This is a genomic window from Gracilibacillus phocaeensis (assembly GCF_900626275.1).
GTDB classification, from domain to species: Bacteria; Bacillota; Bacilli; order Bacillales; family Amphibacillaceae; genus Gracilibacillus; species Gracilibacillus timonensis.
The window spans coordinates 1,625,986-1,651,618 of sequence record NZ_LR131144.1; the positions used below are offsets into that span (position 1 = coordinate 1,625,986).

A 25,633-nucleotide genomic window follows, 5' to 3' on the forward strand; every position below is an offset into this window, starting at 1 on the left:
CACCACCTTTTGGTAATCAGTATATGCAATCCATTTAATATTAGTCATCTTATATTTACATCATATCACGTATTACATAATTTCTCAATCATCATACATATACTTTAGCTCCAGCAAAAAAGATTAGAATTTCTTCTGTTCCCGCTTTTTTGCGTTCTAACACGAAAAAAGGACACCTCACTCACATGTGAAGCGCCCTTGAGTAACTTATTTTAAAGCAGATTTTGCTTGATCTGCTAATTGTGCAAATGCTTTTTCGTCGTTAATGGCAATATCTGCTAGCATTTTACGATTTACTTCTACACCAGCAAGCTTTAAGCCATGCATGAAACGGCTGTAAGAAAGATCATTTAAACGTGCCGCTGCGTTAATACGCGCAATCCATAGCTTACGGAAATCACGTTTTTTCTGACGACGGTCACGGTATGCATACTGACCTGATTTCATTACCTGTTGTTTTGCTGTTTTGAATAGTGCATGTTTCGAACCATAATATCCTTTAGCTAACTTTAATATACGTTTACGACGCTTACGTGTAACTGTTCCACCTTTAACACGTGCCATTTTAAACCCCTCCTGTATAAATCAACGAATCTGTTGTTCCTGTTTTTGTTGTACGTTTGACTACCTTATTTAGGTAGCATTTGGTTAATACGTCGCTGATCTCCAGCAGACACAATCGCTGATTTACGTAACTTACGCTTTTGCTTTTGCGACTTGTTGGCGAACATGTGACTTGTATATGCGTGGGAACGTTTGAGCTTCCCAGAACCTGTTCTTTTCATTCTTTTCGCTGTACCGCTGTGTGTTTTCATCTTTGGCATGATTACTTCCTCCTTGAAACTAGAATCTATTTAACTACGTGCACGAATAGCGAGTTATTTCTTTTCGTTTACTGGTCCAAGCATAAGGAACATACTGCGACCTTCCATCTTCGCCCGCTGTTCAACCGTTGAAACATCCTTACATGCTTCCGCCATGCGTTCCAGCACTTTTTGACCTAATTCTTTGTGCATGATCGCACGACCACGGAAACGGATCGATACTTTTACCTTATCGCCCTTCTCCAAGAATTTACGTGCGTTACGTAACTTGGTATTGAAGTCATGTTCTTCAATGCTTGGGCTAAGTCGAACTTCTTTCACGTTGATCACTTTTTGTTTTTTGCGTGCTTCTTTTTCTTTCTTTTGCTGCTCAAAACGGTATTTACCGTAATCCATGATTCGGCATACGGGCGGTTTTGCTTTGGGCGCCACCAATACTAAATCAAGATTTCTTGTTTGAGCGATGTCTAATGCTTCTTGACGAGATTTTACTCCTAATTGATCCCCGTTAGAATCAATGAGACGCACTTCACGTGCACGAATATTCTCATTGACATTCATATCTTTGCTAATAATCAGCCACCTCCGAAATATAATAAAAACGTAATGAAACATGATCAATGGTACTAGACAAGTGTCATTTTTCCATAAAAAAAGCGTCGGTACACATACGGCACCCACACGTCCTCATTTCATTACTAAATGCTCGGATCTGTTACCTGTCAACTGCCTTAAGCGTCAATCAGGTGAGAAGCGGGTGCTTCTACTTGTCTTTTAAGTGATCATATTTAATTTACCTAACATAGTTTACCATGTAGGTATTGCTTTGTCAACTTGTTTTATTGAATCTTTTGGTTAGATGTTATTTACAGTAGCCCTTTTCCAATCGGATAACGGAATGCATAGATTGATGACCAAAACATATACAGGAAATAACAATATTACAAAGATTAAAATCAAGCCCGCTCCAGGGCCAGGATCGTCTCCTGGGTTCGTCATCGGAAATAAACAAGCTACGATAAAGATGAGTAGGAGAAAATAGGGGAACCAAAGAAGCAGTGTCCAAAATCTCCCATTACTTTGCTTAAACCATCTGTTGGTTAGGAATAATACGAATATCGTGCCTATTATAATAGCGATAAGGGAAATAATAATTAAAAGTATAGCTGCTTGATCGCCATCCCAGTTCAACAGTCGAGCTATTCTGTGAACGTTGAGCATTAGTTCGATTGGGATAAGCAGTACAAGCGCATGGATTATGCTTAACATATTTAATCTTACAAATGATTGCATGATACTGTTTCCTCCACTAAGTCTCATTTGATCATCATCATACCATACTATAAATAGTATATCATCATCGTTTTATCTTTTTTATCAGATGGAAATCATGAACCTATTTTTCTTCCATCAGATGACATCAAATATTATACATGTTATCATGTGAATAAATTACTACATATAAAGAAGGTGTGTTGGATGATTCTCTCGCTTTCTCTCATTTTATCGCTGTTGGTCGCATGGCTTAATCTCTCTACTGGCCATCCTATCCATGGTTCGGTAATGATGATGGTAAGTCTTTTGGTTGGTTGGGAGTTCATCAAGCGAATGAAACATGATGGACAGGATGAAGGAAGTCATTGATACCGCAGTAAATTGCGCGCTCCATCATGACATTCGCTTATAACGAACAGAAGCCGATTATTATAAGGAGGCTGATCAATGCTGAAGAAAAAAACTTATCTTTGGAAAGTGAAACTGCTAATATTTATCATTTTGGCAGTCTGTATTTATTCCCTTCCTAAAGAATATGGATTGTATATTGCATTGATAGCTTCTCTGGCCCCCTTTATCATCGATGTCATCTACGAAAAAAAGAAAGAGATAGCTGAATCTGAAGCTACCCATAAACGTTAGCATAATAGACAGCTAACGCTTATTATGATGAAGTTTAAATGTGAATAAAATCACATAATTATATTGAACTCCTTACCTATTTATGATATCCTGTAAATAATACTTGTGAATAATTGAACAAAAGGAGTGCTTGCTATGAAAGCATTGATTGTATTTTGTCACCCAAGAGAAGAAAGTTTCTCACATGCCTTATTGGAGCGCATCACCAAGACATTAGTGGCTAAAGGTTATCAAGTAAACGTAAGGGATCTCTATAAAATGGACTTTCAACCGATCTTAACGGGGCCAGAGATGATTCATATTGAAGATGATGTGTTTGTAAGGGAGAATAAAGAATTTCCGGCCGATGTGCAGGCAGAAATGCAATATATGCTAGAGAGTGACCTGTATCTTTATATTTTTCCAAGTTGGTGGAACGGTATGCCCGCAATGATGAAGGGGTATTTTGATCGTGTCTTTCAGCATGGCTTTGCCTACAGTTTTGATGATGAAACAGTCGCCGATCGATTTGCAGGAAAACGCGCCTTATTCTTCACACCAACAGGACAGCCACAGCAAATAGACGGAAAAGAAAATCCATTAACCGCACCGATCCGCACCTTGACATCTGGATGGTTATTTAATGGGAATGATGTCGAAGTAATCGATCATGTTTTTTACGGCAGCGTACCTTATCTAACAACAGAAGAACTAGAACGATATTTACAAGATGCAGAGAAAAGAATAATGGAATTGTAAAATGAGACTGGGTCTAAGCGGAGGTAAGTGCTCCCTTCGCTTAGACCCAGCTATGATTTATATCATCTTGTAAAGTTAAATTGAAAGCGCTGTATAGGTATGATATACTATGGTAAATATGGGAGGTGAATAAAGTTGCAAGCTGTACAAACACTACTGTTGTTTCTCGTTGTTTTTGTAGCCCTTTATGCGATTTTGAGAACCTTTTTCGATCCACCCAAGGGCAAGTTGAAAAACTTCATCGCAATCACACCCGCTTTGACTGGTGCTGTCGTATTTCTTATCGTCACCTATTTATTCCCCGAGATTATCAGCGCCGATTTAATGATGACCGAGTTACTAGCCGCTAATTTACTGCCTACCTTGATGGTACTGATCACCTTCGTTCTACTGATGAAATTAAAAATAACTAATACTGCCAATGAATGACTTTTTCAATGGAATGTATCAAAAAGGGAAAGCCCCTTCATCGTTATAGGCTTTCACTTTTTATTTTCATGATTCTGTAACGAGGGAGGGATTAACATGATTGGTATATTCTTATTATCATGGCTGTTGTTATCACTGTCAGGCTATTTACTATGGCAGAAACACATGCAAGACCATTTCTTTCTGATCGTTCAGGCTGTGCTATGGCTGGGGATCAGTGCTTTTATGATTAGTTATTTGATCTCACCAGCAGTCATTACTGCCGTACCAGCTATCATCTATTGGTTTCTTATCTTTATCAGTATGCTATTGGCAGGCATCAGCTTTCCTAAAAAACATATCCCCGGTGAATTGATGGCGATATCCTTATTTCTTTTTACAGGTTTTATCACTATTTTTTCTATTGGCATCTTCTTGCTTGCTCTCGCTGCTATCGGTATCGTTATGTTACTATTCCATTTCAAACAATCCGTCACTGTCGCCTATTAGCCAAAGTTACTTCACATGCTGCTAAGTCTATTAAAAATCCGACCCATTATGGATCGGATTTTTCGTTTACTTATTTTTTCCGCAAAACCTTATTCTGAATTTCATTAGTAATTAATGCCTGGAATTCATTTAAAGACATCGTCTCAGACTGCTGCTCGCCATAACGGCGAACATTAACTGCCTTCGCTTCTACTTCCTTATCCCCTACGACTAAGGCAAATGGAATCTTGGCAGTTTGGGCCTCGCGAATCTTATAACCGATTTTCTCATCACGATGATCGATTTCGACCCTTACGCCCGCTTCACGCAGCTCATCTTCCACTTTTTTGGCATAGTCGGTGTGGGCATCAGCCGATACAGGAATAATCCGAGCTTGAATTGGTGCGAGCCAAGTTGGCAAGGCTCCTTTGTATTCTTCCAATAAAAAGGCTACAAAGCGTTCCATGGTAGACACAACACCTCGGTGGATAACGACTGGTCGATGTTCTTTTCCATCTTCACCAATATAAGTTAAATCAAACTTCTCTGGTGAGTTGAAATCAAGCTGAACCGTCGATAAGGTTTCGTCCTTACCTAGGGCCGTTTTTACCTGTACATCCAATTTCGGACCATAGAAGGCTGCTTCCCCTTCTGCTTCCACATAGTCCAATTTCATATCATCCATGGTTTCTTTCAATAAGCTTTGCGCCTTTTCCCACATTTCATCGTTATCGATATACTTTTCCGTATCTTCTGGATCACGATAAGATAAGCGGAAATAATATTTATCAATGCCAAAATCTTTATAAACATTCTCGATCAATTGCACGACTCGAATAAATTCTTCTTTCAATTGATCAGGACGAGCAAAGATATGGGCATCGTTTAATGTCATGGCCCGAACACGCTGCAAGCCAGCCAAAGCTCCGGACATTTCATGACGATGCATCATGCCCAGTTCAGCAATACGGACAGGAAGATTACGGTAACTGTACAGCTCATTTTTATAGATCATCATATGGTGTGGACAATTCATTGGACGTAAAATTAACTCCTCATTATCCATCTTCATTGGCGGGAAGTTATCTTCACTGTAATGATCCCAGTGTCCACTGGTTACATACAATTCCTTACTTCCAAGCACCGGTGTATAGACATGATCATAACCTAAGCGTTCTTCCAAATCAACAATATAACGTTCGATGGTGCGTCGAATCGTTGCCCCTTTTGGTAGCCAAAGCGGTAATCCTTGGCCTACCTTTTGGGATACGGTAAAAATACCGAGCTCTTTTCCTAATTTACGATGATCCCGTTCCTTTGCCTCTTCACGAAGACGTAAATATTCGTCTAATTGACTTTGCTTTTCAAAGGCTGTTCCGTAAATTCGCTGCAGCATCTTATTATTACTGTCGCCACGCCAATAGGCTCCAGAGATACTTAACAGTTTAAAGACTTTGATTTTACTGGTTTGCGGTACGTGAACACCACGACAAAGATCGAAGAATTCCCCTTGACGATAGATCGTCACTGTCTCCTCCTCTGGAATCGCATCGAGCAATTCTAATTTCAGATCATCACCTATCTCTGCAAATAATGCTCTTGCCTCATCGCGTGTTACTTCTTCTCTAACAATTTCTAAGTTTTCATCGACAATCCGCTTCATTTCTTTTTCAATACGTGGCAAATCTTCTGGGGTAATCGCCTCTTCCATATCAATATCATAATAGAAGCCATCTTCAATAGTCGGGCCTACCCCTAACTGCACGTGATTGTACAGCCGCTTAATCGCTTGTGCCATCAAGTGAGCAGTAGAGTGACGTAAAATATCCAAGCCCTCGTCTGTTTTAATCGTGATAATCTCGATCACGCCGTCTGTCTCCAGCGGTGCACGAAGATCATATAATTGCTGATCTAATTTAATGGCTAACGCCTGTTTTTTTAAGCCTGGAGAAATAGAGGCGGCAATCTCTTCTCCTGTTGTTCCCTTATCAAAACCCTTAATGGAGCCATCGGGAAAAGTAATATGAATCTGACTCATTTTCTTGCACTCCTTTTCTAGATCGATTGTACTTGTTTTATTTTCATATGCTCTGCACCTATTTTCACATTAAAAAACACCCGCCCCTCTACTAACGTGTAAAGGGACGAGTGTGGTTACCCGTGGTTCCACCCAATTTTCTGCACAACAAATGCGCAGCTCATTGAAAACAAATCGATAACGATGATGAATCGCTGCTAAATAGTAGCGGTACGCGTTCCTTAGCAGTGCTCCGAGGTGGTAATAGGGAGTAGCTGATACAGGAAGTTTTCAGCTGGTACTTCCTTCTCTGTTCGTATCGCAGACAAACTATCTTGTCCTCATCTAAGCATTTTTATCCTAACTATGACACTTATTATAACGATTCAGATAAAAAAAAGCAAGATCCTCATTCTGAAAATAAAATCGGCATACTATTCTCCACTTGTCACTCGATCATCATTGGGGTAAAAAGGGAAATAACAAGAATCATGAAAAGAACACCTTTCCTGAAAAATATTCATCATCGTATGTGTCTTTGGTTCGAGCGGATCCTCCCCATAGATAAATATCTGCTGAGGACTAAGCATAATCAATGGAGAAATATTCCACTCCTCCTGTTCCAAACCAAAAATAAACAAAGGAAATAACGATTGTAACTTTTTAAAATCAGATGTCGTATAGAGTTCCCCGCTATCCCGATAAATCTGAAACTGCTTGCCTTGCAAAACATGCACCGCTTCTACCTCAGGAGGTTTTTTGCTGATAAACTCTCTAATCGATTGAATAAACGCCTGATGGTCCTCTTCTCGTTTAAATTCATCAATAGCTAGTCCTACCAATTCGGTTAATTGTTCAAAGTAAGGGTGCAGTCTGAACTGTACAATCGAATCAAAGGATATGATTTCTCGATTTAATTGTAGCTGAAATAATGCCGTTAACGTATCACGCAATTCATGTTGATGTACCCTTTCCTCATAGAAGGTCTCCTCTTTATCTAATAGCGAAATAGCAATTAATGTGATCCTTTCGATTTCTTCCTCTAATGAAAAATAGTATTTTTTCCTAAGTATTTGCTGGATCATGTTCATCTCACGCCATTCGGTAAAAACTTTTGTGAGCAGGCATGCCAGCTTCCACGTCTCTTCCTCTCCTTCCATCGAAGCCGCCGGAACAGCTTGAATTGTCTTTCTTGTACTTCTCCTCCTAAAGGCTGTCCATTGCTCATCTTGTTTTACTAGCTTGTAAAACATGGAAGCCTCTTGTTCCTCTGTAAATTGAATCTGCATTACCATAGTAATCATCACCCTTATCACCATCAAACTGGTATATTATATGGATGAAAAGGCAAAAAAATAACTCCTGTCTAAGGATTAGACAGAAGTCCTGTAAAAAAGTATGGTAGCAACAATGATAACTAGCGGTAACGATTCATTAATTCGATTGGCTGGCTCAGCTGTTTGATCCGCTCAATAATTCTCCCCGCTTTAATCGTCTCGACATCGCCGCGATTATTCGTTGCTAAGTGGCTTTCCAGCTGATCGAGATCGTAATTGGACGTGAAAAATATGGGCAGCTCTTCCATCATACGATATTGCAAGATCGCTCCGAGCACCTCATCACGAAACCAAGGTGAGATCGATTCTGCGCCAATATCATCCAACATCAGTACTGGTACTTGTTTGAATCGTTCTATTTTTTCTTGTAAGGTATCATTTCCAATCGAGGCCTTCATTTCTCTGACAAATTCCGGCATATAAATGATATCGGTAGGAATATCATGTTTTTTAAGTTCATTGGCAATGACCCCTAAAATATATGATTTACCTGTACCGAATTGCCCGTAGATATACAAACCTTGATGAAAATCCCCTGCCTTACTCGCTTCCACAAATTCAATGATCTGTTTGATCACATCTTTACGCTCATAGCTGGAGGCATCAAGGTCTTCCAGTTTTGCCTGCTTAATTTGCTTCGGAATATATAAACTGTGGACCAGCGATTCTTTTTGGACTTGTTCTTCCTCATGAAGTTTATTGGGACATTTCTCATAACGCAAAGAAATATCCTTTCCATTGATATCCAGATGGGGCGTGTATCCCTTTAGAATATTGATGCACCCTTCTAAATGAGGGCAATCATGACAATCTTTGGAGGCTTGTTGATACTCATATAATTTCATCAAATGCCGGTTAATATCTTGTTCATCCAACTCGACATGCTCGCTCAATCGTCTCTTTATCTCAGGATCATTGATCACCTGATTACGTTGAGCGACAAATTGCTCTTGCATTTTTTTATTCGAGTTCATCCATTTTTTCATTGCTGATTGGATCGGCTCCATCTTTATCACCTTTATTCTTGATTAGCCTGATTTGCTAAATAGTTCGCCAGCATTTCATCCGCTTCCTTGGCCGTTTTTGCTTTTTCTTCGGTGCTTGGTGTTTGTTTTGGTTGTTGCTGCTGTTTCTGTTTCTTATACCATTCTGGCACGATATCTTTTTTGGGACTCGTCTGACGGTATCGTTGATTACTCTTCGTATTGGTTGTCCATTGCTGATATTTTTTGTTTTCCGACTTAGCTAATGTCATCGCCTGACGGACCGTTTTTACATTTTTACGTGCCCAATGACTGGCTATCTTCTCCATATAGGCCTTGGAAAGTTTCATATCTGTCTTTAACATCACATAATGAATCAATACATTCATCACGCCAGGATTAAGCCCTTGATTTGTCATAATATCACTAATCATGCGCAGTTCCTGCCTGGAGGCTTGATGTCCATCCAATTGATCCTCTAACAGTTTTTTTGGCGAGATATGCTCCAGCATATCGATAAATTGTTCTTCTTTCGTTTCCGGTTTGGCGACAGACGCCGAACTGATCACCTTTTGCTGATTGGTTACCTTATTTGAGGAATCCGACGAAGCACGTGGTATCAAATCCATACATGCCTGCTTGAATTCTTCAATCTGTAATTGGTTTTCCTCATTGATCGCCCAAAGCAGTGCCTTTTCAATGTCTTGATTATGAAGTTCATAGGCTACATACATCTGGTTAATAATCTGTTTCGCCTGTTTGGTCAAGATAGTGTCAACGGGAAGCATCCGCTGCCTTAATACTTGCTCCAGCCATTCGAAGTCTACTTCATTATCGATGGGAATGGCTGGTCGTGATTCTACCGATTCTATAGAGGGAGCCCCTGACTCACCAGCAAATGGGAAAACTTCCGTGAATTTTGCTGTTGTTTCTTTTTCCTGACTTGTTCGCTTATGTTTGCGAAAGATCGCTTGTACTTTCTTATATTTCTCGCTGCCAAGTTGATGATACAGCAGATGATTTAAGAAATCATCGTTGAGAAATCGTTCTGGTGACAAAGGCGGATGTAGCAAATAATGAAAGGCTTTATTCCCCTGATGTTCCTGTTCAAAAGTTTGCAGTAAGCCGATTGCTTCCAGCTTTCTTCTGGCTCGATACAGCCGATCCAATGGTAAAGAAATATAGGACATTAATTGGTGATGGGTTTGATATTCTTCTGTCAAGGCCGCTTCCGTATATAAGGTTTGATACAGGGTTAATGCTTCCATTCCTATCAACGGCTGATAAAGGTGCGTTAGTGAATTGGTATAAGATAATGGAACATCATTGGACATCTCGACTATATATAATTCTGATGGTAGTATTTTTCCGATATCTCCTAGTTGCATATATACATAGCCCCTTTATTCTTTATCCTTCGTTCTTATCTGTACGTATCAAATCCTTCAATTCATCAAGAAACACACTGATATCCTTAAACTGACGATATACCGAAGCAAATCGTACATAGGCGACTTCATCGACATCTACCAGACGATCCATTACCATTTCGCCGATTTCATCACTTTTTACCTCTGATGTACCGCGATTTCGTAATTCAGTCTCGATTTCTATCGCTATATTCTCTAATTCCTCTAACGCAACTGGACGTTTTTCACAGGCCCTGATCAGACCCCTTAACAGTTTATCTCTGCTGTATTCTTCTCGAGTGCCTTCTTTTTTTACTACTATAAGTGGTACCTCTTCGATCCGCTCAAAGGTAGTGAAACGAAAATGACACGATTCACACTCTCTACGGCGGCGTATCGTGCGACCTTCTTCAATGGGCCTTGAGTCTAAGACTTTGGTATTCTTATAGTGACAATGAGGACATCGCACAATCCATCACCCTTTATGTTATTTATTCTGTCGTCCCAACAAAGTCTAATTCTTTCTTAATCCTATCATATAGTTTGGGGATGAGTCGATGACTGTAACCAAAATCAAATGGAATAGCCGACTCCGTAGTTGCTGAGATATCAATTGCTGTACGATATGGCTTTACCATAATAATCGTCATAATGACAAATACCTTTCTGCCGGCTTTATAATTGAAACTAATCTCGCCATGATCTTTGGACATCCCCACAATTTGGCATTCCTTCATTTCTTTGAAAAGAGGTTCCAATTTATCAAATGCCTTGTCCTTGGTTGTCTTAAAATAGTGGGTTTTTAGTGCCTCATCCCAATGCTTGTCTCTCGTCTCTGAATGGTTATTAAAATTCTTGTTTAACGTGTCCCTAAATGACATGTAATGTAACACCCCAATTATGTATTATTATTTTATCATCATGCACTCGTTCTTATGTTTTCAGCCCAAAGCAAGCAGCTGCAAGTCGTCCAGTGCCAGCGAACGATATACCGTCTGATAAGTTGTATGGATCATTAGCAGGAAAATCGCTACTAATGAATGCCTCACTTAATTATATTGTAACATGTTTTTAAAAAGAAAACGATTAAACACGTTGATTTATCAGGAAAACAATCAAAATCATGAAGGAGGGATAGATTTAGCAGGGATTTCCCCATCCCTAACGGATCAGGCAGGGATTACATACTAAAAACGGTCTATTGATGATGGGAAGTGGTCTCTCTCCTGCCTCTTTTTAATTCTTGCTTGGAGACATTTTTTGCCTCTAGCTTATCTACCAGTTTTGTCACAATATCATGCGGATTGATGGTTTCACCACATGTATATACATCGATGCTGGCGTAGGCATGTTCTGGAAAACTATGTATGGTTAAATGCGACTCTGAAATAATCACCACACCACTCACGCCTGCAGGTGCAAATTGATGAAACGCCACCTCTCGCACTTCTGCACCTGCCAGTAAAGCAGCATTTACAAGGATTCTTTCCAGTTTCTCTATATCATTTAAACGTTCTGGGTTACACTCCCATAATTCTGCTATAACATGTCTGCCTAATGTATCCATTTCCCATCTTCTCTCCTATCCCAACTCTTAAAGTGGATAATCATTCACCCTTGTGATTTGCCAATCCTTTAGAACAGCCGCCACTTGTTGTTTGGTTTCCGTAATAGTGCCGCTATTATCAATCACATAATCAGCCAGTTGTTTCTTTTTTTCCAGATCCATTTGACTGCCCATTCGTTTTTCTGCTTCTTCTTTAGACAGCTGGTTCCGTTCCATTAGTCTTTTTTTTTGCACCGATTCGGTCGCTGCCACTACTATAGTTCGGTCGACTAAATATGTCAGATTATTTTCAAATAACAAGGGAATATCCAAAGCGATGGTGGCATGTCCTTGTTGCAGTAATGTCTCTTTTTGTTGCTGCATGCGTTGCCGTATGGCTGGGTGTACAATACTATTTAATTGATGTCGGCTTTCCTTCTCCTGAAAAATAAGCTTGCCCAGCTTCCCACGGTCAAGCGTTCCGTCAGCTTGTAACATTTCTTCGCCAAATACGGTTATAATTTCATGGAGCGCCGGTTCTCCTGGTTCAACTACTTCACGAGCAACAAGATCTGCGTCAATCACGGGGATATGATAGTCCTCCATCAATATTTGACTGACCAGTGATTTGCCTGTAGCAATGTTCCCTGTTATACCAATTATCATGTATGTCTCTCCTCTTTTTCACAGAAACAGAGTAAGCCACCCTGTTTCTGATTCAACTTTCACCCTGTTCAAGAATTGCCCCTCTTTCTTTATCACTAATCTAGGGTAGATAGAATGAAAGAATCACATCCAACATTTTTTTCAATGCTAGGCAAGTACTCCGCTGCGTTTAAGATCACCATCATGTTAACAGTGAGGGCTTTAATTGTGTGGTTACTAGACAATCACCATTTTCCAAATACCAATCATCATTAATAGACAACTTGGCAAAAAAGACAATTTCTTTAGCGATTTGCGATCGGCAAAGGTCTTCCCTACTCGAACACCGACCAGCAAACAGCAAATGGTCACGATAAACAGAAAAATCGGTGTCATATAAGGGGAAGCACCAAGCAAATAAATACCAATCCCAGCGCCAAAGGAATCTAAAGACAAGGCGATCCCTATAAATATAGATTCCACACCGTTTATTTTTCCAGATTTATCAATATCTGCCGTCATCGGCTTTTTTAAGATCCTCAGAAAAATAGGGGCATTTTTCTTTGCTTTTCCTTCGAGCAGTAAAGAAATGAATAACACCAAACCAAGACAAGTTAAAATAAAACCACCTGTTATTTCCGTGTAACGAACCGAAAGAAACGTCGATATCACGGATCCAGCTAACATCGACAGCATAAAAACGGCCGCCACGGTAATCGAAATCTTGAGCAGCTCTTTAACAGGCAGTGTTATACCACGCAGACCATAAGTAAAAGCCACTAAGAAACTATCCATACTAATCGCCAAAATAAGCAATGGGAGCATCATCGGTTATCATTTCTCCTTTATACAGGACTTTACGGTTAGTATATGGTGAAATAACAACCAATGTGCTAGCCTTATGCCAGCGGTTGACAGCTTGGGCAATAATGCGTACCTCTGCCGCTTATTTTTATTTTCATAATAGTATCCTCGCAGTGTGAACAGGGCTTATCTGTTTGACCGTAAACATTAAGCTGCTGTTGAAACATCCCAATTTGCCCCTGGGAATTAACGTAGGACCGAATCGTCGTGCCCCCTTGCTTTATCGCATCCTTTAGGGTTAAAACCGACGCTTCCAGGATATGCACTATTTGTTGTTCAGATAGCTGTGATCCCTTAATTAGGGGATGAATACCTGCTAAAAAAAGGGTCTCATCGACATAAATATTGCCTAATCCTGCAATGACGGATTGGTCTAACAAAATATTCTTAATATTTCGCTCACTGCGCTGTATCTTCTCCTTGAACAACGAAAAGGAAAACTGAGGTTCCAAGGGATCGTTTGCCAGTAACACAAGGGGCTTTTTGTTTAATTCATCCCCTTTTTTTTGCAGGTGCATGGTGCCAAATTTACGTACATCTTGATAACGCAAATCGCTACCATCCGTTAAATGAAAGACGACATGTGTATGGAGTGCTGTCTCTTCATCTCCAGGAAACACACCATATTTCCCCTCCATTCTTAAGTGGGAAACTAACACATAGCCATCCAAGTCAAACAGCAAGAACTTTCCTTTCCGTCGAATATCATGAATGGTTTGTCCCTTGATTAATTGCTGAAAAACCGCTGTATCATCTGGCTCTTGAATGATCTTCGGCCAGAAAATATCCACTGAAGCGATCGTTTTTTTCGATACTAACTGTTTTAATGTTTGCCTTATCGTTTCTACTTCTGGTAATTCAGGCATGGCATTATCTCCTTATTTTGCATCATACCAAGTATCGCCATAATCTACATCTACCTTTAACGGGACAGATAAATCAATCGCCTGGCTCATGACATCGACGACCAACTTGGAAATGGCGTCTAATTCTTCTTCTGGTACTTCTAATATTAATTCATCATGTACTTGTAAAAGCAGGGTTGACTGGTAATTCCCTGACTCCAGCTGATGATCAAGCTCTAGCATAGCCAGCTTGATCACATCGGCTGCACTTCCTTGAATCGGTGTATTCATTGCCGTCCGTTCAGCAAAGCTGCGCTGGTTAAAATTACGGCTGGTGATATCCGGCAAATAACGACGACGGTTCATAATCGTTGTCACAAAGCCATCTTGTTTAGCCTGTTGGACAATCTCATGCATATAATCCTGAACCCCGGGATAGCTTTCTAAATAACGTTTAATAAAAGATTTTGCCTCTTTTCTTGGAATACCAAGGTTCTGCGACAAGCCATAATCACTGATACCATAGACAATGCCAAAGTTGACCGCCTTAGCCTGACGTCGCATAGTGGAATCAACCTCTTCTTCCCTTACATGGAAGACGTCCATTGCCGTTTGGGTATGGATATCCTTATCTTCTTTAAAGGCCTTTTGCAGTTTCGCATCTCCCGCAATATGAGCGAGTACACGTAATTCAATCTGTGAATAGTCAGCCGCAAGTATCTTCCAGCCTGACTGTGAAGGAACAAAGGCTTGACGTATTTTACGCCCTTCTTCAATCCGGATCGGAATATTCTGCAAGTTAGGGTCAATGGAGCTCAATCGACCGGTCTGTGTTAAGGCTTGATTAAAGCGAGTATGAATCTTACTAGTATCTGGATCAATCACTTTGGTCAAGCCTGCGATATAAGTAGAATCGAGTTTTTTTAACTGTCGATACAGCAACAATTTATCAATAATCGCATGCTGGCCTTGCAGTTGTTCTAATACGTCAGCCGCTGTGGAATACCCTGTCTTCGTCTTTTTAATCACTGGTAAGCCGAGCTCTTCAAATAAAATCGGACCAAGCTGCTTCGGTGAATTGATATTAAATGACCTGCCTGCCAATTCATAAATGTCCTTCTCCAAGGAATCCAGCTTTTCGGTTAATTCTTTCCCCATTTCGTTTAATCGGGATTTGTCTACCTGCACACCTGCCGCTTCCATTTTGCCTAAGACCATCGCAAGTGGCAGCTCTAAATCCATCAAAAGCGGCAATTGTTTGTTGTCAACCAAGGCTTGTTCCATTTGCTCTTTTAATCGATAAAGCATGGCTGCTTTGCGTACGATATGTTCCTGCCACTGTTCTTTTTCTTCGGGCAAGCCCATTTTGGCTCCCTTGCCATATACCTCTTCGTCAAATCGAATGGCTGTCTCGCCAAAACGATGGCTGATTGCCGGGATATCATGATTATTCTCGGAAGGATTGATCAAATAAGAAGCCAATAATGTGTCAAACGCAATCCCTTTAATATCGATCGATAATCGACGAAGAAGCACAAGAATCTTTTTGGCATCAAATAAATACTTTTTGCTAGAAGCAGCCTCTGCCCATTGCTTAAATGCGGCGGAATTTTCCATAACAGTAATCGGAACAAAAAAGTTCCCCTTCTCATTACTGATCGCCGCACCCACCATTTCTTCTGTATGATAGTTCTCACCTAATATTTCAATCTCAAAGGCGTCATGGCCGGTAAATATATCCTCCTGCACATTTTCTATCACTTGATATTCTATCTCTGGTATCTCCTGTTCTTCTTCCACACTTTCTTCCCCTTGTACGCGATGAACAAGTGACTGAAAACCTAATTCTTGAAAAAGCTGCTGTACCTTCTGTTCTTGATATTCATCTAATACGGTGTCTTGAATCGATACAGTAATGGGTGAAGCTTGGTTAATCGTTGCTAACTCCTTACTCATAACGGCTGATTCTTTATGTTCCACCAGTTTCTCTTTTAGCTTCTGGCCGGAGACTTCCTCTAGATGGTCATAAAGGTTCTCCAGTGTACCAAATTGCTTGAGTAATTTGGTTGCCGTCTTCTGCCCAACCCCCGGTACTCCGGGGATATTATCGGATTTATCTCCCATTAAGGCCTTTAAATCCACCACTTGATCTGGTGAAATCTCCATATCCTCTTGCAACGTTTTTTCTGTATAGGTCATCACATCACTGATTCCCTTTTTCGTTAAACGAACTTGGATCTGCTCAGAAACTAGCTGGAGTAAGTCCTTATCTCCTGATATGACTTCTACTTGCATGCCTTGTTCCTTTGCTTGATGAGCAAGCGTACCAATAATATCATCTGCCTCATAGTTTTCTAATTGATAATGTTTGATTTGGAAGGCATCTAACAGTTCTCGCAAAAGAGGAAACTGCTCACTTAATTCAGAAGGGGTCTTCTCTCGACCTCCTTTGTAATCCTTATAAGCCTTATGACGAAAGGTCGTTTTGCCCGCATCAAAAGCTACTAGCATATTACTAGGCGTTTCCTGCTCCAATACCTTTAAGAGCATCGTTGTAAAACCATAGACGGCATTGGTATAGACGCCCTTATCGTTATTTAAAAGTGGTAAAGCGAAAAAAGCCCGATATGCAATACTATTACCGTCTATTAAGATGAGCTTATTGGTCATGTGATCCCTGTCTCCTTTGTGTACTAAATACGTTATTTATATTTTATCATGTTTACCGATCCACTGCACAGAAAGCAAATTTTTACTGATAGTTAGATACATTACTTTGCCATACATTTACCTGTTTTTCCCTTACTTAAGAAAACGAGTGGCAAACACGTCTTTGCTCACATTATTTCCTGATAATACCTCGTTTGAAAGTTGAATGAAATCATGTCTCACGGATCTGGTAGATGTTCTTGATCCATTTACGCAGTATGAGGAGATAACCAGGGGATAAATGCATTTATCCCCTGGTTATCTCCTCATACTGCTACCTTTCAGCAGAACTGAAAGGCGTGTGAATGGTCATTCACACGAATGGATCAAACATGGATTTATTGACCTCATATTATGTTGTCCTCATTAAAAACCATGTATACTTCCAGACACATTTTCTATTGAACACTGGATCAATTATATAAAGTAGTCTCGTGAGATCACTCACCACTTATTTGATAGGTTTACTCTGAAACGAGAACCTTCCGCTAATTTACTATCTACTTCGATTGTGCCATGATGTGCCTCAACAATATGTTTAACGATAGCTAACCCTAAACCTGTACCACCTGTGTTTCGACTTCTGGCCCTATCCACACGATAAAAACGTTCAAATATTCTTGGTATCGAATCCTCTGGAATACCAATCCCATTATCCTCGACTTCAAAAACAATCGTTGCGTCTGGTTGATAAATCCGTAAGATAACCTCTCCTTGTTCCTGGGTATAGCTCAACGCATTATATACGAGATTTAAAACTACTTGTTGCAATAAATCCGGATCGCCATAAAAAGATAGTCCCGGTTCGATATCTGCTTTAAAATAGCGCTGCTTTCCTGAAAATTGCTGTTCAATCAGCGTCAAGCTTTTACTGATCCAATCGTCCACCTCAATTAATTGAATCGAGAGGTTTAATTCCTCTTTTTCAATCTTTGATAGTTCCAACAAATCATGAATTAATGACTGCAGTCGGCTACTCTCATTTAAAATGATCGTCAGAAATTGTCTTTGTGTCTCTGAATCGGCATGTTCATCCTCCAATAAGGTTTCTGCAAAACCTTTTATGGAAGTCATTGGTGTCTTTAACTCATGGGAGACATTGGCAACAAAGTCTTTTCTCATCTGTTCTACTTGTTTTAGTTCTGTAATATCATAAAAAACTAATACCGATCCCTTTAATTCCTTTGATTCATTAATCACCGGAGCACCAACGATTTCGATATATTGTTTTTTCCCTTCCGTAATATTGGTAATATTGCCGTTGACTTTTTCTTCGTATAAAAAGGTTTCTTTCACCACTTTATGTATATCTTGATCCGCTAGCACCTCATAATACAAATAGCCCAAGCAATCACTCGATTGGTACTGAAACATTTCTAAAAATTTACGATTAATTAAATGTACATACCCTCGTTCATCAATTAGCATTAAACCACTTTCCATATTGTCCAATACCGTTGACCACTGATCAGATTGCACCTTTTGCCGAATAGACACTTCTTGTAAATGCCGTGCTAATGCATTAATCGAATTCCCTAATAATTGAGCATCGCCATAAGAAGGCACATAAATGCGGGCATTATAATTCCCTTCTGTTAAACTAGTAACAGTTTTCAAGGTAGAACGAACGGGACGAACATAATGAATGTATATGTTATAAACAAGTACTAATAAGATAATATAACCCATCGCTAATGAAAATAACACCATAAACCGCTCTGCTGTTGAAGCAAACTGCAAGATGACAATACCAATAAACACAAAGATAACAGCACTTACCACCATATAACGCAAAAAGAGCGTGTTTCGTTTGTTACCATTCATGGACGAGGCTCCTCCATTTTGTAACCTAAACCTCGTATTGTTTTAATATAAACGGGTTTCTTCGTATCTGGTTCAATCTTGTCACGCAAATGGCTGATATGGACATCAACAATTCTGGTATCACCAACGAAGTCATAATTCCAAACGGCACTTAATAGTTGATCCCGCGAAAGAACACGCCCTTTATGCTGTACTAAATAATGTAATAATTCAAATTCTTTTCTTGTAAAAGTAAGCGGCTGTTCATGAATAGTAGCTTCATATTGTTGTGGATATACTTTCAAGTCAGCAATTTTTATCACTGGATCCTCCGTGTCAGTATCTAATTGTTTGCGTGTCCTGCGTAAAATAGCCTTGACGCGGGCTACTACTTCTTTAGGACTGAAAGGTTTGGTTAAATAATCATCCGCCCCCAATTCCAAGCCCAATATCTTGTCCAACTCCTCTCCTTTTGCCGTTAGCATTAAGATCGGTGTCTCCACTTTGTTTTGTCGCAAAGCTTTGCATACTTCCGTCCCATCCATTCCAGGTAACATTAAATCTAATATAATTAAATCAAAGTTTCCTGTGTTGGCTTTTGCTAATCCTTCTGTACCATCATAGGCAACCTCTGTTTGAAAACCTGCTCTTTCCACATTATATTGCAGCAAGGTAACAATCGGCTGTTCATCATCAATAATTAACAATTTCTCTGCCATAGTCGATCCTTCCTTCTTGTTTAGTAGTTATCTCGATGCAAGCACTCCATGAGGTTTACTATATTCTAGTATGAGCTTTCCTCTGATTGCTTTTGTTAAGTTTAACCTAACTCTATCTTCATCATACACGGTGCTTGGAGGAATGTGAACAGATTCGACTATTTCTGCTTGTAAAAAATGGTTTACAATAAATTTACCAAAACTTAATATAAGAGAAACCAGGTTGAACCCCATCCGGTCCTTTATCGATCACTCAAAGAAGCCACTGAACTGCCGATAAGATGGATTATGTAAAGTATCTAGTTCCATTATTCCATGTAGTAAAGTTGATTGTTTGCCAGTGCTAGGAAACGCTCCGGAAATAGGTTCCGCTTTCCGCGAGCTTGGCTCAGCCTCCTCGTCAGCAAAGATCGCTTCCTGCGGGGTCTTCACACTGCGCTTTTCTCGCAGGAGTCTCCACCTATTTCCTACGCTAGGTAGTAGTACTACAATCGAATGACTGCGAAGATGAAGTGTTCCAGACACTATATTTCTGCCAATAAGCAAACCGCATAACCTTTTTCTGAGAACGGTTTGATCCTACGTTATGACTTTTATATTTGTAGCATGATCTATTACGCAGCCGAAGAATCAGCTGACGATTTTCTCCTTTTGCTCCAACAGTGTCTTGGTACCTAGAATGCTTCATCCTTTCAGTAACAACCATTGTTGTACTCCAATCTAGCGGAGGGAATATGCGGAGACTCCTGTGGGACCAGGACGAGCTGAAGATCCACTTGTAAAAGTGCTCTTCTTTTGCAAGTTAGCTGAAGCCGGCCCCACGGAAAGCGCAGCATATTCCCGCAGCGCTTGCTTTGCACAGATAAAACGATCAAACTTACCACTAAGGAAAGTGGGCTACTTTACATCATCTATCTTATCGGCACCGCCATTCGTTCAAGATCAAAATCGGTCCACATCCTATCATACTCAGAATTCTATGCTTTTCTATCTTTCAAAAAAAGCCACTATCATCTAAGATAGTGGCTTTTTCATCAAGGTAGCTTATGGATAACTTCCTTAACAGAAGCAGCGGACTGCTCTAATTGCTGCTTTTCTTCTTCTGTAAGTTCTAACTCAATGATCTCTTCCACACCATTTCCACCAATAATAGTCGGTACACCTAAATAGAGATCGTGATAGCCGTATTCGCCTTCCAAATAGGTAATCACAGGAAGGACACGCCTCTGATCTTTGAGGATGGCTTCTACCATTTCAACGAGGGAAGCGGCCGGCGCATAATACGCACTACCATTTCCTAATAGTTCGACTATTTCTCCTCCACCTTTACGAGTACGTTCTATAATTGCTTCCAAGCGGTCGGGTGTGAGTAAGCTTGCTATCGGGATGCCACCAGCATAGGAGTATCTAATCAGTGGTACCATATCATCACCATGACCACCCAACACAAAACCAGTAATATCCTTTACAGATAGACTCAACTCTTGTGCCACAAACGTACGGAATCGAGCGGTATCTAATACACCGGATTGACCAATCACCCGACGTTTGTCAAATCCAGATTGTTTGAATACCGTGTAGGTCATGGCATCGACTGGATTTGTCAGCACAATCACCAACGAGTCAGGGGCATAGGTGACGATATTATCTGCAATAGTTTTCATGATATTCGCATTCGTCTGAACTAAGTCATCACGGCTCATCCCCGGCTTTCGGGCAATCCCGGCTGTAATCACGATAATATCTGAATCTACGGTATCCGCATAATCTGCTGTTCCAGTAATAGATGCGTCGAACCCCTGCACAGGTCCGGCCTCTTGCATATCCAAGGCCTTCCCTTTCGCAGGTCCTTCCATATCTGGAATATCAACCAGAACTACATCCGCTAATTCTTTTTGCGCCATCATTAACGCCGTTGTTGCGCCTGTAAAACCACTGCCTATGACAGATACTTTCTTCCGTCTTATTGCCATAAATAAGGACAGCTCCTTAGTCCATATTTTTGATTAATTCATCAGCAAATCCTGACGTTTTTACTTCCGTTGCCCCATCCATTAAACGGGCGAAGTCATAAGTAACCACTTTCGAACCAATGGTTTTATCCATAGATTTCAACACTAGGTCTGCTGCTTCTCTCCAGCCAAGATGCTCTAGCATTAATACGCCAGAAAGGACAACGGAGGATGGATTTACTTTATCTAGCCCAGCATATTTTGGTGCTGTACCGTGTGTTGCTTCAAAGATGGCATGACCTGTTTCATAGTTAATGTTGGCACCTGGTGCAATACCGATTCCACCAACCTGTGCAGCTAAAGCGTCGGATACATAATCACCATTAAGGTTCATTGTCGCCACAACATCAAATTCTTTTGGACGAGTAAGAATCTGCTGTAAGAAGATATCAGCAATAGCGTCCTTCACGATTAGACGGCCAGCTGCTTCTGCTTCTGATTGTGCCTTATCCGCTGCCTCTCTGCCTTTTTCTTCAACGATTTGATCGTATTCTGCCCAAGTAAATACTTTATCTCCGTATTCTCTTTCTGCTAGTTCATAACCCCAGCTTTTGAAGGCACCTTCTGTAAACTTCATGATGTTACCTTTGTGTACTAACGTCACACTCTTACGCCCTTCGTTAATGGCATAATCAATAGCCGCACGTACTAGACGTTCTGTTCCTTCTTTCGATACCGGCTTCACACCTAGTCCAGAAGTTTCAGGAAAACGAATATTTTCCACGCCCATTTCATTTTGAAGGAAATCAACAACTTTCTTCACTTCATCGCTTCCTTCTTGCCATTCTATCCCTGCATAGATATCTTCTGTATTTTCACGGAAAATGACCATATCTGTATCTTCTGGACGCTTAACAGGTGATGGTACGCCTTCAAACCAGCGTACAGGACGAAGACAAGTAAACAAGTCCAGTTTTTGACGCAATGCTACATTTAAGGAACGAATACCTCCACCAATTGGGGTAGTAAGAGGACCTTTAATCGCAATCTTATATTCACGGATAGCGTCTAAGGTTGCTTCAGGAAGCCATTCGCCTGTTTGGTTATATGCTTTTTCACCAGCAAGTACTTCTTTCCATTCAATACCTTTTTCACCGTTATATGCTTTATCAACTGCCGCTTCTAGTACCCGCTTAGAGGCTGCCCAGATATCAGGACCTGTTCCATCCCCTTCAATGAAAGGAATAATTGGTTTATTAGGTGTTTGAACGACACCATTTTCTACTGTGATTTTGTCTCCCATGTTTTAAATCCTCCTAGTTTTATAATTATTTATAAATCATTTCCATAAAGAAAATGTTTAACGCTCTTGAATGTCAACATATTTTTTGTTTGTTGGGCCTACATATTCTGCCCTTGGTCGGATTAAGCGGTTGTTTTCATACTGTTCTAAGATATGTGCTGTCCAGCCCGAGAAACGACTGATGGAAAAAATAAGGGTGTATAAATCATGTTTTATCCCTAAACTATGGTACACGGAAGCGGAATAGAAATCAACATTTGCCGGCAGGCCTTTTTCGGCTTTAATATAATCTTCAATCGTAACCGATATTTCGTACCATTTCTCCATACCATGACGGGCAGTTAATTCCCTTGACATCTCTTTTAAATACTTGGCACGTGGGTCCCCTGTTTTGTACACACGGTGTCCCATTCCCATAATTTTTTCTTTGTTTGCCATTTTCTCTTTGATATAAGGAACGGCATTCTCGACTTCACCTATCTCCAGCAGCATGTCCATCACTCGTTCATTTGCTCCACCGTGCAGCGGCCCTTTCAAGGCACCGATGGCGGCCGTAATACCAGAATACATATCTGATAATGTAGCGACACACACGCGCATGGTAAAGGTGGAGGCATTTAATTCATGATCGGCATGAAGCACTAATGCCTTATTGATTGCCTCTATTTCTAGTGCCTCCGGTTCTTCCCCTCTTAGCATGTACAAAAAGTTAGCAGCATAACTTAATCCTTCTTTTGGTTGCACTACTTCCTTGCCATCACGAATACGGGAAAAAGCCGCTACTATAGAAATGACTTTTGCCTGCAATCGTACGGCCTTACGTCGATTTGCTTCCTCAGACATTTCATCCGCTTCCTCGTCATAAATCCCTAACAAAGATATAACCGTTCGCAGGGCAGCCATTGGGTGCACATTATGTATATCATATGAATGAAAATGATTTACTATCGCTTCTGAAATCGTCATATTTTCAAATAAGTCTTTCTCTAGTGCCTCCAGCTCCTCTTTCTTAGGAAGACGTTTATTCCAAAGTAAAAATATTACTTCTTCAAAGCTAGCATTTTCTGCCAAATCATCAATCGTATAACCTGCATAAGTTAATTGATCATCAATAATAGAACTAACTTCCGATTCAAGCGCTACTATCCCTTCAAGACCTTTTGCTGTTGTCATAAGTTCCCACTCCTTTTCTTATCTAAACTACTAGTCTATTATGTTGAAAGCCATTATTTACATATTGCTTTGAACATCCCCATGCCTATTATAAACAAACGAAAAAATGAAGTAAATGAAAACGATTAAAATTGTTCATAAATAGACCATCTATATCATAGCTTGTACAAATAACTAATCTTTATCATATCATATTTTCAATGATTTTTAAAAAAATAGCTCTAGACGATGATCAAACACACCATCAAGCCATGCTGATCCTCTACCATAACAGGGTACGCGGCTCTTTTGAACACGTCCTTAAACAGAAAGGTCTGACTTATATGCTCTGGAAACAAATGCTGCTAAGAAGCCTTTATTTAGCGTTTTTGCTCTGCTTAGCTGGGTTATTATTATATGGCCTGGTGCATTACCTCTTCCCGCTTTTATTAGGCGGATTATTTTCTTTGCTTATTTATCCGATAATCAAATGGGTAGAGCAGCGTTTTCGGCTGCCCTATATCGTAAGTTGCATACTAACGATCCTATCGCTTATTATTAGCGGGATGGCTTTGGTAATTATGATAGGAATTGAATTGTTACAAGGTGTTTATTATTTATCGGAATGGCTGCCCCGTTATCTGTATGAATTATTGGAAAAAATCATCTACTCCCTGCAATCATGGATTCAGCCCATTTTGAATAAACTGAATCATTATATGGAAGCCCTGCCTAATCAGCAGCACATTTTGGTGGAGGATACCTTTGCGAAATGGAGTGTAGAATTAACCACGTATTTCTCTTCATTACTGGAGGGCTTGTTTAATGGACTCGTTGAACAAATGGTTCATTTACCTGGTTCCATTACTATTTTTATCTTTTCTTTGTTGTGTACCTTTTTCATTTGTAAGGACTGGGATCGTGCTTATACGACCCTAAACCGTTTTGCCCCTTTTTCCATCAGTCTAATCACACAATTGTATATTCAAATCCGAGAGAAAATTGGACTGTATATCAAGGCACAATTATTGCTGATCATGATTTCCTTCGTGATCATTCTCACTGGATTACTTATTTTTCAAATTCCTTACCCACTGACGATCGCACTCTTGATTGCGGTGATTGATCTCTTACCTGTTGTTGGTACAGGCCTGATTTTCATCCCTTGGAGTCTTTATTTAATGATGGCCGGTGATTACGGTTTGGCAATTGGGCTCTTTGTCCTTTATGCGATTGTTCTGCTGCAAAGACAAATATTGGAGCCAAAAATTATTGCCAATGCCTTAGGTATTCATCCTTTACTCACATTGCTGACGATTTATTTAGGCTTTCGTCTCTTCGGTGTCATAGGAATTTGGTTTGGGCCGCTTCTGCTCTTTATCGGAAAAGCTAGCGTTGACATCAAATTATTTCACATGCTCCGGAATTATATCAAACATCATCAATTTACCATCGATAAAACTTAAAATTTCCTTTGGATGACCATTTTATTGCCAAATTATGAAACATATTTCGAAAAGGCACCCTGGTGAATGGAATTAATAAACAAAAACCAAAGAGATCGGTGACAAACCCAGGAGATAACAGGGCAACGGATCCTAATAAGATACAGAGCCCATCAAATACATAAGCATTCGGGGCATATCCCCTATTCATGTCTACCTGCGTCTTTCTAAGGGTTTCTATTCCTTGTTTTCTTGCTAACCAAAGACCGATTACTCCGGTTAAAACAATCAATATACCTACCCACCAAGGTCCGATATAACCACCTATCCAAATAAACACCGCGATTTCGACGGCAGGCATTAGGATAACTAACAATAATAACCAGCGCAACATACGATATCACTCTCCATAAATAGTTTGTAAGAAAAGCAAGCGACTTTTCCACTTCGACCACGCAAATGCCTGAAAAAAAGTGACTTGGATAGCGACACGAGCTTTTCATCACACGAAGGGGGAAGAGAAGATCA

Annotated in this window: 28 protein-coding genes and 2 other annotated features; of the genes, 6 read left to right on the top strand and 22 right to left on the bottom strand. The window is 40.1% G+C overall.

Going from position 1 to position 25,633, the window contains the following annotated elements; translation table 11 throughout:
* Window positions 1-207: 207 nt before the first annotated feature.
* The 4 genes from rplT to E0E32_RS15580 form a co-directional block, all read right to left on the bottom strand.
* Window positions 208-564, bottom strand: coding sequence for a 50S ribosomal protein L20 (gene rplT, locus E0E32_RS15565; RefSeq protein WP_066194657.1), 357 nt, complete (start codon window positions 562-564; stop codon window positions 208-210).
* 65 nt (window positions 565-629) lie between these two features.
* The gene (gene rpmI, locus E0E32_RS15570; protein ID WP_066194660.1) at window positions 630-824 is read right to left on the bottom strand and encodes a 50S ribosomal protein L35; all 195 of its coding nucleotides are present in this window, start codon (window positions 822-824) and stop codon (window positions 630-632) included.
* A 54-nt stretch (window positions 825-878) separates the two neighbouring features.
* Complete coding sequence (infC, locus tag E0E32_RS15575) at window positions 879-1,385, bottom strand: translation initiation factor IF-3 (protein ID WP_066194663.1); 507 nt, start codon at window positions 1,383-1,385, stop codon at window positions 879-881.
* 83 nt (window positions 1,386-1,468) lie between these two features.
* Window positions 1,469-1,599 (bottom strand) — a sequence feature (ribosomal protein L20 leader region).
* Window positions 1,600-1,679: 80 nt separating this feature from the next.
* Complete coding sequence (locus E0E32_RS15580) at window positions 1,680-2,117, bottom strand: hypothetical protein (RefSeq protein WP_130860121.1); 438 nt, start codon at window positions 2,115-2,117, stop codon at window positions 1,680-1,682.
* A 429-nt stretch (window positions 2,118-2,546) separates the two neighbouring features.
* On the opposite strand from E0E32_RS15580, the gene E0E32_RS15585 reads away from it, so the two are divergent.
* The 4 genes from E0E32_RS15585 to E0E32_RS15600 all read left to right on the top strand — a co-directional run bounded on the left by E0E32_RS15585 (window position 2,547) and on the right by E0E32_RS15600 (window position 4,397).
* Window positions 2,547-2,741: a hypothetical protein gene (locus tag E0E32_RS15585; RefSeq protein WP_130860122.1), complete on the top strand. Its 195-nt coding sequence runs from the start codon at window positions 2,547-2,549 to the stop codon at window positions 2,739-2,741.
* A gap of 135 nt (window positions 2,742-2,876) precedes the next feature.
* On the top strand, window positions 2,877-3,479 hold the full coding sequence (locus tag E0E32_RS15590) for an NAD(P)H-dependent oxidoreductase (RefSeq protein WP_130860123.1): 603 nt from the start codon (window positions 2,877-2,879) through the stop codon (window positions 3,477-3,479).
* Between the two features lie 135 nt (window positions 3,480-3,614).
* Window positions 3,615-3,908 carry a hypothetical protein gene (locus tag E0E32_RS15595; RefSeq protein ID WP_130860124.1) on the top strand — a complete coding sequence of 98 codons (294 nt, stop codon included), beginning with the start codon at window positions 3,615-3,617 and terminating at the stop codon, window positions 3,906-3,908.
* Window positions 3,909-4,004: 96 nt separating this feature from the next.
* A complete protein-coding gene (locus E0E32_RS15600) occupies window positions 4,005-4,397 on the top strand; it encodes a hypothetical protein (RefSeq protein WP_130860125.1) in 393 nt (130 codons plus the stop codon).
* 70 nt (window positions 4,398-4,467) lie between these two features.
* Here the strand turns inward: E0E32_RS15600 and thrS are convergent, their stop codons facing one another.
* The 6 genes from thrS to E0E32_RS15630 form a co-directional block, all read right to left on the bottom strand.
* Entirely contained in the window at window positions 4,468-6,414 is a 1,947-nt protein-coding gene (gene thrS, locus E0E32_RS15605; protein ID WP_130860126.1) for a threonine--tRNA ligase, read from the bottom strand.
* Window positions 6,415-6,513: 99 nt separating this feature from the next.
* Window positions 6,514-6,750 (bottom strand) — a binding site (T-box leader).
* 77 nt (window positions 6,751-6,827) lie between these two features.
* The gene (gene ytxC / locus E0E32_RS15610; RefSeq protein ID WP_286171947.1) at window positions 6,828-7,697 is read right to left on the bottom strand and encodes a sporulation protein YtxC; all 870 of its coding nucleotides are present in this window, start codon (window positions 7,695-7,697) and stop codon (window positions 6,828-6,830) included.
* A 113-nt stretch (window positions 7,698-7,810) separates the two neighbouring features.
* A complete protein-coding gene (gene dnaI, locus E0E32_RS15615; RefSeq protein ID WP_130860127.1) occupies window positions 7,811-8,737 on the bottom strand; it encodes a primosomal protein DnaI in 927 nt (308 codons plus the stop codon).
* 11 nt (window positions 8,738-8,748) lie between these two features.
* The gene (locus E0E32_RS15620; protein ID WP_066194687.1) at window positions 8,749-10,101 is read right to left on the bottom strand and encodes a replication initiation and membrane attachment family protein; all 1,353 of its coding nucleotides are present in this window, start codon (window positions 10,099-10,101) and stop codon (window positions 8,749-8,751) included.
* Window positions 10,102-10,123: 22 nt separating this feature from the next.
* On the bottom strand, window positions 10,124-10,591 hold the full coding sequence (gene nrdR, locus E0E32_RS15625; protein WP_066194689.1) for a transcriptional regulator NrdR: 468 nt from the start codon (window positions 10,589-10,591) through the stop codon (window positions 10,124-10,126).
* Window positions 10,592-10,613: 22 nt separating this feature from the next.
* Window positions 10,614-11,003 (bottom strand): cytosolic protein, encoded by a 390-nt coding sequence (locus tag E0E32_RS15630; RefSeq protein WP_066194693.1) that lies wholly within the window; start codon window positions 11,001-11,003, stop codon window positions 10,614-10,616.
* Between the two features lie 184 nt (window positions 11,004-11,187).
* On the opposite strand from E0E32_RS15630, the gene E0E32_RS22665 reads away from it, so the two are divergent.
* Window positions 11,188-11,313 carry a hypothetical protein gene (locus tag E0E32_RS22665; protein WP_286171948.1) on the top strand — a complete coding sequence of 42 codons (126 nt, stop codon included), beginning with the start codon at window positions 11,188-11,190 and terminating at the stop codon, window positions 11,311-11,313.
* Window positions 11,314-11,320: 7 nt separating this feature from the next.
* On the opposite strand, the gene speD is transcribed toward E0E32_RS22665, so the two are convergent.
* The 11 genes from speD to citZ form a co-directional block, all read right to left on the bottom strand.
* Window positions 11,321-11,689: an adenosylmethionine decarboxylase gene (gene speD / locus E0E32_RS15635; RefSeq protein WP_066194696.1), complete on the bottom strand. Its 369-nt coding sequence runs from the start codon at window positions 11,687-11,689 to the stop codon at window positions 11,321-11,323.
* A 27-nt stretch (window positions 11,690-11,716) separates the two neighbouring features.
* Window positions 11,717-12,334: a dephospho-CoA kinase gene (gene coaE / locus E0E32_RS15640; protein WP_066194703.1), complete on the bottom strand. Its 618-nt coding sequence runs from the start codon at window positions 12,332-12,334 to the stop codon at window positions 11,717-11,719.
* Between the two features lie 216 nt (window positions 12,335-12,550).
* A complete protein-coding gene (gene ytaF, locus E0E32_RS15645) occupies window positions 12,551-13,141 on the bottom strand; it encodes a sporulation membrane protein YtaF (RefSeq protein ID WP_130860128.1) in 591 nt (196 codons plus the stop codon).
* Window positions 13,142-13,212: 71 nt separating this feature from the next.
* A complete protein-coding gene (gene mutM / locus E0E32_RS15650; protein WP_130860129.1) occupies window positions 13,213-14,043 on the bottom strand; it encodes a DNA-formamidopyrimidine glycosylase in 831 nt (276 codons plus the stop codon).
* Window positions 14,044-14,055: 12 nt separating this feature from the next.
* A complete protein-coding gene (gene polA, locus E0E32_RS15655; protein ID WP_130860130.1) occupies window positions 14,056-16,692 on the bottom strand; it encodes a DNA polymerase I in 2,637 nt (878 codons plus the stop codon).
* Between the two features lie 483 nt (window positions 16,693-17,175).
* Entirely contained in the window at window positions 17,176-18,555 is a 1,380-nt protein-coding gene (gene pnpS, locus E0E32_RS15660) for a two-component system histidine kinase PnpS (protein WP_066194714.1), read from the bottom strand.
* Complete coding sequence (locus E0E32_RS15665) at window positions 18,552-19,253, bottom strand: response regulator transcription factor (protein ID WP_066194717.1); 702 nt, start codon at window positions 19,251-19,253, stop codon at window positions 18,552-18,554. Before E0E32_RS15665 ends, pnpS begins: the two co-directional genes overlap by 4 nt.
* A 249-nt stretch (window positions 19,254-19,502) precedes the next feature.
* The gene (locus tag E0E32_RS22325) at window positions 19,503-19,778 is read right to left on the bottom strand and encodes a hypothetical protein (RefSeq protein WP_165445048.1); all 276 of its coding nucleotides are present in this window, start codon (window positions 19,776-19,778) and stop codon (window positions 19,503-19,505) included.
* A 509-nt stretch (window positions 19,779-20,287) separates the two neighbouring features.
* Window positions 20,288-21,226: a malate dehydrogenase gene (gene mdh, locus E0E32_RS15670; RefSeq protein WP_066194720.1), complete on the bottom strand. Its 939-nt coding sequence runs from the start codon at window positions 21,224-21,226 to the stop codon at window positions 20,288-20,290.
* Between the two features lie 16 nt (window positions 21,227-21,242).
* Window positions 21,243-22,508 carry an NADP-dependent isocitrate dehydrogenase gene (gene icd / locus E0E32_RS15675; RefSeq protein WP_066194721.1) on the bottom strand — a complete coding sequence of 422 codons (1,266 nt, stop codon included), beginning with the start codon at window positions 22,506-22,508 and terminating at the stop codon, window positions 21,243-21,245.
* 57 nt (window positions 22,509-22,565) lie between these two features.
* Complete coding sequence (citZ, locus tag E0E32_RS15680) at window positions 22,566-23,681, bottom strand: citrate synthase (RefSeq protein ID WP_066194725.1); 1,116 nt, start codon at window positions 23,679-23,681, stop codon at window positions 22,566-22,568.
* A 200-nt stretch (window positions 23,682-23,881) separates the two neighbouring features.
* Here citZ and ytvI point away from each other — a divergent pair, with 200 nt between their 5' ends.
* Complete coding sequence (gene ytvI, locus E0E32_RS15685) at window positions 23,882-25,126, top strand: sporulation integral membrane protein YtvI (RefSeq protein WP_130860131.1); 1,245 nt, start codon at window positions 23,882-23,884, stop codon at window positions 25,124-25,126.
* On the opposite strand, the gene E0E32_RS15690 is transcribed toward ytvI, so the two are convergent.
* A complete protein-coding gene (locus tag E0E32_RS15690) occupies window positions 25,107-25,499 on the bottom strand; it encodes an FxsA family protein (RefSeq protein WP_066194731.1) in 393 nt (130 codons plus the stop codon). The two genes, ytvI and E0E32_RS15690, sit on opposite strands and share 20 nt — an antisense overlap.
* Window positions 25,500-25,633 lie beyond the last annotated feature (134 nt).

Excerpts from the sequence above, each read along its gene's own strand:
- rplT (WP_066194657.1), bottom strand. The coding sequence starts at position 564 with ATGGCACGTGTTAAAGGTGGAACAGTTACACGTAAGCGTCGTAAACGT.
- rpmI (WP_066194660.1), bottom strand. The coding sequence starts at position 824 with ATGCCAAAGATGAAAACACACAGCGGTACAGCGAAAAGAATGAAAAGA.
- infC (WP_066194663.1), bottom strand. The coding sequence starts at position 1,385 with ATGAATGTCAATGAGAATATTCGTGCACGTGAAGTGCGTCTCATTGAT.
- E0E32_RS15580 (WP_130860121.1), bottom strand. The coding sequence starts at position 2,117 with ATGCAATCATTTGTAAGATTAAATATGTTAAGCATAATCCATGCGCTT.
- E0E32_RS15585 (WP_130860122.1), top strand. The coding sequence starts at position 2,547 with ATGCTGAAGAAAAAAACTTATCTTTGGAAAGTGAAACTGCTAATATTT.
- E0E32_RS15590 (WP_130860123.1), top strand. The coding sequence starts at position 2,877 with ATGAAAGCATTGATTGTATTTTGTCACCCAAGAGAAGAAAGTTTCTCA.
- E0E32_RS15600 (WP_130860125.1), top strand. The coding sequence starts at position 4,005 with ATGATTGGTATATTCTTATTATCATGGCTGTTGTTATCACTGTCAGGC.
- thrS (WP_130860126.1), bottom strand. The coding sequence starts at position 6,414 with ATGAGTCAGATTCATATTACTTTTCCCGATGGCTCCATTAAGGGTTTT.
- ytxC (WP_286171947.1), bottom strand. The coding sequence starts at position 7,697 with ATGATTACTATGGTAATGCAGATTCAATTTACAGAGGAACAAGAGGCT.
- dnaI (WP_130860127.1), bottom strand. The coding sequence starts at position 8,737 with ATGGAGCCGATCCAATCAGCAATGAAAAAATGGATGAACTCGAATAAA.
- E0E32_RS15620 (WP_066194687.1), bottom strand. The coding sequence starts at position 10,101 with ATGCAACTAGGAGATATCGGAAAAATACTACCATCAGAATTATATATA.
- E0E32_RS15630 (WP_066194693.1), bottom strand. The coding sequence starts at position 11,003 with ATGTCATTTAGGGACACGTTAAACAAGAATTTTAATAACCATTCAGAG.
- E0E32_RS22665 (WP_286171948.1), top strand. The coding sequence starts at position 11,188 with ATGTTTTTAAAAAGAAAACGATTAAACACGTTGATTTATCAGGAAAAC.
- speD (WP_066194696.1), bottom strand. The coding sequence starts at position 11,689 with ATGGATACATTAGGCAGACATGTTATAGCAGAATTATGGGAGTGTAAC.
- coaE (WP_066194703.1), bottom strand. The coding sequence starts at position 12,334 with ATGATAATTGGTATAACAGGGAACATTGCTACAGGCAAATCACTGGTC.
- ytaF (WP_130860128.1), bottom strand. The coding sequence starts at position 13,141 with ATGATGCTCCCATTGCTTATTTTGGCGATTAGTATGGATAGTTTCTTA.
- mutM (WP_130860129.1), bottom strand. The coding sequence starts at position 14,043 with ATGCCTGAATTACCAGAAGTAGAAACGATAAGGCAAACATTAAAACAG.
- polA (WP_130860130.1), bottom strand. The coding sequence starts at position 16,692 with ATGACCAATAAGCTCATCTTAATAGACGGTAATAGTATTGCATATCGG.
- pnpS (WP_066194714.1), bottom strand. The coding sequence starts at position 18,555 with ATGAATGGTAACAAACGAAACACGCTCTTTTTGCGTTATATGGTGGTA.
- E0E32_RS15665 (WP_066194717.1), bottom strand. The coding sequence starts at position 19,253 with ATGGCAGAGAAATTGTTAATTATTGATGATGAACAGCCGATTGTTACC.
- mdh (WP_066194720.1), bottom strand. The coding sequence starts at position 21,226 with ATGGCAATAAGACGGAAGAAAGTATCTGTCATAGGCAGTGGTTTTACA.
- icd (WP_066194721.1), bottom strand. The coding sequence starts at position 22,508 with ATGGGAGACAAAATCACAGTAGAAAATGGTGTCGTTCAAACACCTAAT.
- citZ (WP_066194725.1), bottom strand. The coding sequence starts at position 23,681 with ATGACAACAGCAAAAGGTCTTGAAGGGATAGTAGCGCTTGAATCGGAA.
- ytvI (WP_130860131.1), top strand. The coding sequence starts at position 23,882 with ATGATTTTTAAAAAAATAGCTCTAGACGATGATCAAACACACCATCAA.
- E0E32_RS15690 (WP_066194731.1), bottom strand. The coding sequence starts at position 25,499 with ATGTTGCGCTGGTTATTATTGTTAGTTATCCTAATGCCTGCCGTCGAA.